This window comes from Niveispirillum sp., from assembly GCF_017996735.1.
GTDB lineage: Bacteria > Pseudomonadota > Alphaproteobacteria > Azospirillales > Azospirillaceae > Niveispirillum.
The window spans coordinates 1-2,598 of record NZ_JAGOGJ010000267.1; the positions used below are offsets into that span (position 1 = coordinate 1).

The window sequence follows — 2,598 nt, forward strand, 5'->3', positions numbered from 1 at the left end:
GCTTTTCGACCGCCAGCACCCAGGCATGCTCCATTGACATCGGCGACACATAGTCCAGCCGGTCGAAATAGGGCGTCGCCTGGGTATAGGTCTTGTACTCGATCAGCTTTTCAGTGCCACGGTGCAGCAGGCCGATATGCGGATCGGCACGCTCCACGATCTCGCCATCCATTTCCATCACCAGACGCAGCACGCCGTGGGCGGCCGGATGCTGGGGACCGAAATTCATGGTCAAGGGCTTGATCTGCACCTCGCCCTGGGTGGCTGGTGCCGACAGGGACAGCCCGGTTTCGGTCGCGACGTTGGTCGTTGCCATTTCCTGGCCCCCTTAACGCTTGTCCGCGATGGCGGGACGTGCCGCCAGCGGGATAACGGCCTTCTCATCGCCCGGCAACTGCACATCCGTCATCCCTTCCCAGGGCGACAGGAAGTCGAAGCTGCGAAAATCCTGCGTCAGCTTCACCGGCTCATAGACCACGCGGCGCTGTTCAGCGTCGTAGCGCAGCTCGACAAAGCCGGTCAGCGGGAAATCCTTGCGCAGCGGATGACCCTCGAACCCATAGTCGGTCAGGATGCGGCGCAGGTCGGGATTGTCGGCGAAGAAGATGCCGTAGAGATCCCAGGCCTCACGCTCGAACCAGCCGGCCACCGGATAAAGCGAGACGATGGAGGCCACCGGCGTGTCCTCGTCCGTCGCCACCTTCACGCGGATGCGGTGATTATGCTTCACCGAGAGCAGGTTATAGACCACCTCGAACCGCTCCTCGCGGCTGGGATAATCCACACCGGCAATGTCGGCCAGCATCTCGCAATGGGTGGTCGAATCGTCGCGCAGGAACTGGATGCCCTTGAACAGCGCGGCGCGCGTCAGGGTCACAGCCAGCTCGCCATGGGCGATCTCGGTCTTCACGACGGCGGCGCCCAGGGCGTTGCCGATATAGTCACCGAGTTCCTTGAGGGCCTCGTCGCTCATCCTAAGCGTCCTCGTCCAATAACCAAGGTCAGGCGCGGATCAGGCGGTTACCGCCCTTGATCTTCTTCTGCAATTGCAGAATGCCGTAAACCAGCGCCTCCGCCGTGGGCGGGCAACCGGGCACATAGATGTCGACGGGCACGATGCGGTCGCAGCCGCGCACCACCGAATAGGAATAGTGATAGTAGCCGCCGCCATTGGCGCAGCTACCCATCGAGATCACCCAGCGCGGCTCCGCCATCTGGTCATAGACCTTGCGCAGGGCCGGGGCCATCTTGTTGCACAGCGTGCCGGCCACGATCATCACGTCGGACTGGCGCGGGCTGGGGCGCGGGATCACACCGAACCGGTCAAGGTCATAGCGCGCCATATAGGCGTGGATCATTTCCACGGCGCAGCAGGCCAGACCGAAGGTCATGGGCCACAGCGAACCGGTACGTGCCCAGTTCAGCAGGTCATCATACTTGGCGACCAGGAAACCCTTGTCGTTCAGTTCGGTGGTGACCGCGTTCAGATACGCCTCCTGCGCCGGACCGGGCGGCAGGGGGCTGGTGTTCGTGGTGACGAGGTTGCTGCTGCTCATCTTATCGCTCCCAGGCTGGCCGGACGGGATCACTCCCACTCCAGCGCCCCCTTCTTCCATTCATAGATGAAGCCGATGGTCAGGATGCCCAGGAACACCATCATCGACCAGAAACCAAACATGCCGATATCGCCCAGGGCGACGGCCCACGGGAACAGGAAGGCCACTTCCAGGTCGAAGATGATGAACAGGATCGAGACCAGATAGAAGCGGACGTCGAACTTGCTGCGCGCATCCTCGAACGCCTCGAAGCCGCACTCATAGGCCGACAGCTTCTCGGCGTCGGGCTTCTGCTTGCCCACCACCAGGGAGGCCGCGATCATCGCGCCCGCCACGACGGTGGCGATGGCCAGGAAGACCAGGATCGGCAGATACTGCACCAGCAGCGGGTTGGACATCGGATCGGACATCGTCACACCGGTTCAGCCCGGCGCCGCGCCACAGCAAACCATCGGGCCGACAGGCTCGGGCCGAGGATCGTTTGTGTCGCAACCGCGGGCGGTTCATGGACCAGGAAGGCCACCGGGGAACCCGGAGCCCACGGGAATATAGGCCCCGTCCACACCGGAAGGAAAGCGAATTACGCCATTTTCGGGGCTGAGAAACGTTCGCAACTGGCCGGAAATGCTGACAGTTCCGCCAATTGGTGCGTCGCGGCAAACCAGCTTTGCGTTGCAGGGATTACTCAACGGCGCCCAATGCATGGCGACGGCAAACCGTTCGGAAACACAAAAATTCAGCCACTTCCCGGATGGGGAATGCTGAATTTAAAGCCCATGTCCGCAGTGGGATTTTCAAAACACGACTTTGGTCGGGGGATGACCATCCGTGATCGCATTTTTAAAGGAAGTGGCGCGAGTGACGGGACTTGAACCCGCGGCCTCCGGCGTGACAGGCCGGCGCTCTAACCAACTGAGCTACACCCGCGCAGGGCGGAAGAAGTTAACGTCCTCTCCTGGACGGTCCACCGCAAAGGGTGGCGCGAGTGACGGGACTTGAACCCGCGGCCTCCGGCGTGACAGGCCGGCGCTCTAACCAACTG

3 protein-coding genes, 1 tRNA gene and 1 pseudogene are annotated in these 2,598 nt (G+C 62.1%); all 5 read right to left on the minus strand.

The window, feature by feature from the left end; translation table 11 throughout:
• Positions 1 to 229, minus strand: a pseudogene (locus KBA48_RS32940) (NADH-quinone oxidoreductase subunit D); the annotation flags it as partial.
• A 99-nt stretch (positions 230 to 328) separates the two neighbouring features.
• Positions 329 to 973: an NADH-quinone oxidoreductase subunit C gene (locus KBA48_RS32945; RefSeq protein ID WP_292912892.1), complete on the minus strand. Its 645-nt coding sequence runs from the start codon at positions 971 to 973 to the stop codon at positions 329 to 331.
• 28 nt (positions 974 to 1,001) lie between these two features.
• Entirely contained in the window at positions 1,002 to 1,556 is a 555-nt protein-coding gene (locus tag KBA48_RS32950) for an NADH-quinone oxidoreductase subunit B family protein (protein WP_292912893.1), read from the minus strand.
• Positions 1,557 to 1,585: 29 nt separating this feature from the next.
• Entirely contained in the window at positions 1,586 to 1,954 is a 369-nt protein-coding gene (locus KBA48_RS32955) for an NADH-quinone oxidoreductase subunit A (RefSeq protein ID WP_292912894.1), read from the minus strand.
• 452 nt (positions 1,955 to 2,406) lie between these two features.
• Positions 2,407 to 2,483, minus strand: a tRNA-Asp gene (locus KBA48_RS32960).
• Between the last annotated feature and the right edge of the window lie 115 nt (positions 2,484 to 2,598).

Coding starts and splice junctions, on each gene's coding strand:
- KBA48_RS32945 (WP_292912892.1), bottom strand. CDS start 973: ATGAGCGACGAGGCCCTCAAGGAACTCGGTGACTATATCGGCAACGCC.
- KBA48_RS32950 (WP_292912893.1), bottom strand. CDS start 1,556: ATGAGCAGCAGCAACCTCGTCACCACGAACACCAGCCCCCTGCCGCCC.
- KBA48_RS32955 (WP_292912894.1), bottom strand. CDS start 1,954: ATGTCCAACCCGCTGCTGGTGCAGTATCTGCCGATCCTGGTCTTCCTG.